General features: G+C 67.3%; 7 protein-coding genes and 1 pseudogene. 1 reads left to right on the top strand and 7 read right to left on the bottom strand.

The window, feature by feature from the left end:
- Positions 1–131, top strand: a pseudogene (locus tag D6M19_RS30970) (IS481 family transposase); the annotation flags it as partial.
- Here the strand turns inward: D6M19_RS30970 and D6M19_RS30965 are convergent.
- The 7 genes from D6M19_RS30965 to D6M19_RS30935 all read right to left on the bottom strand — a co-directional run bounded on the left by D6M19_RS30965 (position 128) and on the right by D6M19_RS30935 (position 6,785).
- Entirely contained in the window at positions 128–1,291 is a 1,164-nt protein-coding gene (locus tag D6M19_RS30965) for an LLM class flavin-dependent oxidoreductase (protein ID WP_123029117.1), read from the bottom strand. The pseudogene D6M19_RS30970 and the gene D6M19_RS30965 overlap by 4 nt on opposite strands.
- A gap of 53 nt (positions 1,292–1,344) precedes the next feature.
- Positions 1,345–1,830 carry a DUF456 domain-containing protein gene (locus tag D6M19_RS30960; protein ID WP_123029116.1) on the bottom strand — a complete coding sequence of 162 codons (486 nt, stop codon included), beginning with the start codon at positions 1,828–1,830 and terminating at the stop codon, positions 1,345–1,347.
- Positions 1,831–2,021: 191 nt separating this feature from the next.
- Positions 2,022–2,765, bottom strand: coding sequence for a class I SAM-dependent methyltransferase (locus D6M19_RS30955; protein WP_206428682.1), 744 nt, complete (start codon positions 2,763–2,765; stop codon positions 2,022–2,024).
- Between the two features lie 22 nt (positions 2,766–2,787).
- Complete coding sequence (locus D6M19_RS30950) at positions 2,788–3,492, bottom strand: haloacid dehalogenase type II (protein ID WP_123029115.1); 705 nt, start codon at positions 3,490–3,492, stop codon at positions 2,788–2,790.
- Positions 3,489–4,454, bottom strand: a complete 966-nt coding sequence (locus tag D6M19_RS30945) for an NADPH:quinone oxidoreductase family protein (protein WP_123029114.1) — start codon at positions 4,452–4,454, stop codon at positions 3,489–3,491. Before D6M19_RS30945 ends, D6M19_RS30950 begins: the two co-directional genes overlap by 4 nt.
- A gap of 10 nt (positions 4,455–4,464) precedes the next feature.
- Positions 4,465–5,331, bottom strand: coding sequence for an SDR family oxidoreductase (locus D6M19_RS30940; protein WP_123029113.1), 867 nt, complete (start codon positions 5,329–5,331; stop codon positions 4,465–4,467).
- Positions 5,332–5,366: 35 nt separating this feature from the next.
- A complete protein-coding gene (locus D6M19_RS30935) occupies positions 5,367–6,785 on the bottom strand; it encodes an aldehyde dehydrogenase family protein (protein ID WP_123029112.1) in 1,419 nt (472 codons plus the stop codon).
- Positions 6,786–6,918: the final 133 nt, after the last annotated feature.

The following is a 6,918-nucleotide window of genomic DNA, read 5'->3' as shown; positions in this document are numbered from 1 at the left end:
CCAGCGACTCCGAACGCTGCACCGCGTTCATCACCTGGCTACACACCTACAATCACCACCGCGGCCACACCGCACTCGGCGGTCAACCACCCGCCAGCCGCGTACCTAACCTCTCAGGTCAGTACAGTTAGCCGCCGGCTTTTTCGGCTTCGTACTTCTGCGTCATGTGCTCGATCGCGCTCATTGCGCTCTGAGCCAGTCCTTCCCGCACACCGCTGGCGCGCTCCGCGGCGTCGAGCGTCGGTTGCGCCTGACCCTGGAAGTGCGGAATGACCTCTGCGGCAAACAGTTCCGCGGAGCGTTTGGTCGCAGCGGGATTGGCCCACTCGTGGCCCATCTGCAGCATGCAGCCGAACCCACCCGACTGGTCCCACAGCCGCTGCACCTGAGCCCTCGCCGTTTCAGGCGTGCCGATGACCCCCGCGCCCGCGTCGTTGATGATGCCGATCATCTCGTCGACCTGGTCGCCGGGCATCGTCATCTGAGGGAACGCCGCGACCTTCTGGAAGTACCCGAACCACGGTGCGATGCCGAAACGGACGTCGGCGCGAGCCTGCTCCTCGGTTTCGGCGATGTGCATGGGACACACCAGCGACCAGTTCTTGCGGTCGACGGTGGTGCCGAAGAAGGCCGCGCGTTCCTGGGCGATCCCCCAGTGGTGCGCCAGCGCGTCGAACCCCTCGACGATCAGCGTGGCGCCGATCGACAACAGGCCGATGCCGTGCTTGCCCGCCAGCCGCGCGCCGGTCGGCGAAGCGACTGCCGCCACGGACAGCGGAATGCCGTCCTCGGAGTACGGCGCGAGTTGAAGCTTGGCGTCGAACAGCTCGTGGGTCGCGGTCTTGGCGCTGACGGTTTCGCCTGCCAGCAGGCGAACGAGGATGTCCAGGTTGGTTTCCAGCAGCTCCCGCGTGTCGGTGGGAGTCAACCCGATCATCGACGAGTCGGTGGGCAGCGAGCCAGGGCCAACGCCGCCGATGATTCGGCCGTGGGTGAGGTGGTCGAGCAGCATCAACCGGTCGGCCGCCCACAGCGGATTGTGGTACGGCAGCGAGATGACGCCGGTGCCGAACCGGATCCGCTTGGCCCGTTGCGCCGCAGCGGCGATGAACACCTCGGGTGAGCTGATGATCTCGCTGCCCGCCGAGTGGTGTTCACCGATCCACACCTCGTCGAAGCCGACCCTGTCGAGATGCTCGACGAACTCGAGGTCGCGCTGCAGCGCGAGGGTGGGGTTGGTGCCTGCGCGGTGAAACGGTGCGATGAAGTACCCGAAGCGGAGCTTGGCCATTACTGGAAGCTACTCGCGCCTTCGGCGTGTTTGGTAGCGCTGCGCGCAACCATTCACGCCGAAATCACTACCGCGGCGGCCCACACCGAGGTGGCCAGCAGTGCGCCCGCCAACTCGACGCCGACCGACAGCGCCACCCCCTTGAGCGCGTGCTTCGTCGACGTCCACGCGACCCGCTGGTCGCGGCGGTTCGCCAACTCGGCCAGATACACGCCGAGCACGAACCCGATCACCAGGCCGACGATCGGGATCACGAAGAAGCCGATGATGCCGAGCACCGCACCCGCCAGCAGCGTCATCGTGCCGACGTCTGCGGCGCGCATCCGCTTCATCGGCCACATGTACTTCACCAGGGTGGTGGCGCCGATCAGCACCGTCACCACGCCGAGCGTCACCCACGACGTGACGGTGTGCTCGACGACGGCCCAAACCAGGATCGCGGCGTACACCAGCAGGATGCCGGGCAGCAGCGGCACGATGATGCCGACGATCCCGACGGCGATCACCAGTGCGACGAGGACGATGCCGCCGGTGCTCACGGCTCGAATCTAGTTGGTCGCGGCCGCCGGCGGCGCAACCCCTGTCCCGCCATCAGGTACCTGCGGCCTCTAACGCCCATTTCGACACCGGGGCTGTCAATCAGCACGAATCGGCCACGACCAACGACCACCATGTCGATATCAGCGATAGGGCCGTCGAGCACACGTCGCCTCGCACGGCGGCGTCGGCGTCAGGGGCGTCTGCCGCGCACCCATTGGATGTTGCCGAGCGTCTTGGTCCGCACGCCGACGAGGCCGAGCTCCTCGAAGGCGTCGCCGAGCTCGTCTTCGGTGAAGAAGTGCACGCCGCCGTTGGGCAGCCACTTGAGAACTTCCCCGCCGCGGCCCGCCGTGGGCACCATGATCGCGACGCGCCCGCCGGGCTTGAGCACCCGCGCGATCTCCGCAATGGTGGCCGACGGGTCGGGGATCAACTGCAGTACGGCGAGCGAGGTGACCGCGTCGAAAACGCCGTCGCGGAAGGGCAGCTGTTGTGCGTCCGCACGCAGGAAGCCGACGTTGGGACCGGCCTCGGCTTCGACCGCGCGGGCCAGCATCGGCTCGGAGATGTCGACGCCGAGCGCCAGCCCGTCGGCGCCCGCGGCGCGAGCCAGTGATGCCGTCACGTTGCCGGGCCCGCTGCCGACGTCGAGGGCGACGCCACCGGCCGGGATGTCCAGCCAGTCGATCGGCAGCTGCCAGGCGCTCACCAGCTTGCGCGCGAAGGCCTGTGCGTTGTCGTAGAGCATCGAACCGAGCCCGGACGCCCAGGCCGCCTGGATGACACCGGTGTTCTTCGGGGTGACGTCCGTTTCGGGGACGTCGGCGAGCAGGTCGAGGTAGCCCTTGGTGACGTCGGGGTCGGCGGGCGGGTCGGCGAGCAGGTCGATGGCCCTGCTCAGCGCGGGTGGCATGGTAGTCATTTGATCGGTCACCCCTTAACGCTACGCCGAATGTTCAGACGCCAAGCTGGCCGGCGAGGTCGATAAAATCCGTTGCCGTGAAGTCGAATTCGCCGTCTCGATACCTCTGAGGCGGCTGATTGGGCCCGTTTTCCAGCGGCCGCGCGACGTAGCCGGTCTTCAGGCCGACGTCCCGCGCGGCACGCAGATCGCCGGGATGGGCGGCGACCAGCATCAGCTCATCCGGTCGCACACCGAGCAGGTCGGCGCAGCCGAGATACGCCTCAGGGTCGGGCTTGTAGTGGCCGAACAGCTCGGCGGAGATCACGCAGTCCCACGGCAGCCCCGCGCGCTTGGCCATGTTGGTGAGCAGCGAGACGTTCCCGTTCGACAGTGTCGTGATGACGAACCGCTTCTTGAGCCGCGTGAGGCCGGCCACGCTGTCTGGCCACGGGTCGAGCCGGTGCCACGCGCGGTTGAGGCGGTCGACGTCGTCGTCGGCGATCGACGTGATGCCCGCCGCCGCGAGCAGCTCGTCCAGGATCATCCGGTGCAGGTCGTCGATGCGCGTCCACGGCAGCTCCCCGCGACGCACCCGGTCCATCGCGGGGGCGTAACCGGAGCGCCAGCCGTCGGCCATCGCCGACCAGTCCGCGTCCACGCCGTGCACGCTGCCGAACTCCTCGAGCTCGGCAATGATGCTGGAGCGCCAGTCGACGACGGTGCCGAACACGTCGAACGCGAGCGCTTTCGGACTCATTTCGGCTCCAGCACGACCTTGCCAAGCACGCCCCCGTCAGCGAGGCTCTGCAACGCCGCCCCGCCCTCGGCGAGCGGATACCTGATCGGTGGCGGCGGCCGCAGCCCCGCTTTGACCAGTTGGGCGACCCCGAACTCGAACACCGACTGCGATCCCGGCTTGCGGTTGACGTACTCGCCGTATCCGACGCCGATGACGCTGACGTTGCGCAGCAGCAGCCGGTTCACCTTGACCGTCGGAATGCCGCCTGCCGCAAAGCCGATCACCAGCAACCGGCCCTCGGTGTCGAGCGCGCGGACCGCGTCATCGAAGGCGTCGCCGCCGATGGGGTCGACGACGAGGTCGACGCCGCGGCCGTCGGTGTGATCCTTCACCGCCTGTAGCCAGCCGTCGGTCAGCGGCAGCACGACGTCGGCGCCCAACGACTCCACGAACGCGCGGGCCTTCGGCCGGTGCACCATGGCGATCACCTTGGCGCCCAAAGCCTTTGCGATCTGCACGGCCGCCGTCCCGACGCCACCGGCTGACCCGAGCACCAGCACGGTCTCGCCATGGCGAAGGGCGCCGCGTTTGGCCAGCGCGAAATACATGGTCTGGTAGTTGCCCAGCAGCGCGACGGCCTCGGCGTCGTCGAGGCCGTCCGGGGTGAGCGTCAGGTTGCCCGGCGGCACCGCCACCTGTTCGGCCCAGCCGCCGAGCATCGACAGCGCCGTGACCCGTTGTCCCGGCTTGAATTCGGACTCGTATGGCGCCGACCGAACCACCCCGGCGACTTCCATGCCGGGGACGAACGGCGGCTCGAGCCGCATCTGGTATTCGCCGCGCAGAAGCAGCAGGTCGGGGAAGCTGACCCCGGCCGCGCCGACGTCGACGACGACCGCGTCGTCACCGCCCACATCGTCGACCTCGGTGTAGTCCAGCCCTGCCGGGCCGGAAAGCTCCCGTGCGACAAGTGCTTTCATGCGACGGCGATCAGCCGAGGCTGAACGTGGCCCGCTGCGCCGCCGACAGGTCGGTGATCTCGCCCCACTTGGCGGCGATGTCGTCGACCGAAGGCACACCGTCGGAGAACGTCGCGCCCTCGTTCTGGAACAGCGCCGCGCGCTGCACCTTGCCCCCGCCGACGATGAAAACCGCTGCGCTTTCCTGGTTTTCCTCGCTCATCAGATAGGCCACCACAGGTGCGACGTACTCCGGGGTGAGCTTCTCGAACACCTCGGGCGGCAGGATGTCCTGCGTCATCCTGGTGGCCGCGATCGGCGCGACGGCGTTGGTCTTGATGTTGTACTTGGCGCCCTCTTGGGCCAGCGTGTTGATCAGGCCGACCAGACCGAGCTTTGCGGCGCCGTAGTTGGCCTGCCCGAAGTTGCCGAACAGCCCGCTGGTCGACGTCGCGACGACGACCCGCCCGTAGCTCTGCTCGCGAAAGTGCGGCCACGCGGCGCGGATCACGTTGTAGCCGCCGTACAGGTGCACCTTCAGCACCGCGTCCCACGACGCGAACTCCATCTTGTGGAACGTGCCGTCGCGCAGGATGCCCGCGTTGCTCACCACGCCGTCGACCTTGCCGAACTCGTCGACGGCGGTCTTGATGATGTTGGCGGCGCCATCGGCTTCGGCCACGGAGTCGTAGTTGGCCACGGCACGACCGCCCGCGGCCTTGATCTCGTTGACCACCTCGTCGGCCATGTTGTGACCGGCGCCCGTCCCGTCGCGCGCACCACCGAGGTCGTTCACGACGACGCTGGCACCCTCCTTGGCGAGCGTCAGCGCGTACTCGCGCCCCAGTCCGCCGCCGGCTCCGGTGACGACGATGACGCGATCCTGAACTCCTGGCACTGGTGTTCCTCTCGTTGTTTAGCGCGGGCGCGGTGTCAGATCAGCTTGCGCGCCAGCTTCTTCGCCGTCTCTGTATACGGGGGATACATGAAGCTCATCGCGTCGGGTCGGGTCGGCTTGGTCATCACCGACTTCTTGTGGCTGAACTCCTCGAAGCCGAACTTGCCGTGATAGGCACCCATGCCGGACGGGCCGACGCCGCCGAACGGCAGCTTGTTGCTCGCGAATTGGAACAGCAGATGGTTGACGACCATGCCGCCCGCCGAGACTTCCTTGATCACGCGTTCCCGGATGCTCTTGGCCTTGGTGAACAGATAGGCCGCCAGCGGCTTCGGCCGTGCGTTGACGAAATCGATTGCACCGTCGAGGTTTTCGACGGTCACGATCGGCAGGATCGGCCCGAAGATCTCGTCGGTCATCAATGGCTCGTTCGGATCGGGGTCGACGACAACCGTCGGCTGGATGGAGATGGATGCCGCGTCCGAGCCGCCGCCGATCGCGATGGTGCCCTTCGTCGCGGCGATCGCGGCGGTCAGCCGGTCGAAGTGGCGCTGATTGACGATGCGCTTACCGCCAGGGTTGTCGGCCTCGAATGCCGTGACGGCGTCTTTGATCTTGTCCACGAACTGGTCGCGGACCTTCGCGTCGACGAGGGCGTAGTCCGGCGCGATGCAGATCTGTCCCGAGTTGATCAGCTTGGTCCATACGATCCGCTTGGCTGCCACGTTGATGTCGGCGTCCTCGGCGACGATGACCGGGCTCTTACCGCCCAGCTCCAAGGTCACCGGCGTCAGATGGCTGGCCGCGCCCTCGTACACCCGGCGGCCGACCTCGGTGCCGCCGGTGAACAAAAGCCGGTCGAAGCCCTGCGCGATCAGCTCCTGGCTCACTGCGCCGTCACCCTCGATCACCGCGATCGCGTCGTTGTCCAGATACTTACCCACCAGCTCGGCCATCACCGCCGACGACGCCGGCGCGACCTCGGACGGTTTGAGCACCACGGTGTTCCCCGCTGCGATGGCGGCGACGGCGGGTCCCAGCGTCAACACGATGGGGAAATTCCACGCGCCGATGACGAGAACGGTGCCGTACGGCTCGTATTCGATCCAGCCACGGCCGGGTAGCTGCGACATCTCGAGAAGGCGGTATTTGCGTCGCATCCACTTACGGACGTTGCGCTGTGCATCCTTGGCCTCGCCGACCGTCGGGGCGATGTCGGCAAGCCACGCCTCAAACGGTTTGCGGCCGAGGTCCTGCTCCAGCGCGGCGGCGATGGCGGCCTCGTTCTCGCTGACCATCGCTCCCAGCGCCTTGAGCTGCTGCTTACGCCACTCGACGCTGCGGGTGCGGCCGCTGGCGAAGGTCGCGCGCAGCCGGGCGACGGTCTCGGGGATGTTGGGCGCCACCGGCGCGGGTACTGCCGGCGTGGCTTGGGAAATCGAATCGGTGGTCATGGTGGAGGTCCTTCCTGACCGAGGGCAAGAGATGCCTTACCCTCACTGCGCCCGATCCTAACCAACCGGTTGGGCCGTCAAGAAGGGCGTAGCTCCTCCACCGCGAGCGTGCACAGTTGCACGTCATTAGGCG

This window comes from Mycolicibacterium stellerae (assembly GCF_003719305.1).
Lineage (GTDB): Bacteria > Actinomycetota > Actinomycetes > Mycobacteriales > Mycobacteriaceae > Mycobacterium > Mycobacterium stellerae.
This window is presented reverse-complemented; position numbering and strand designations above follow the sequence as displayed.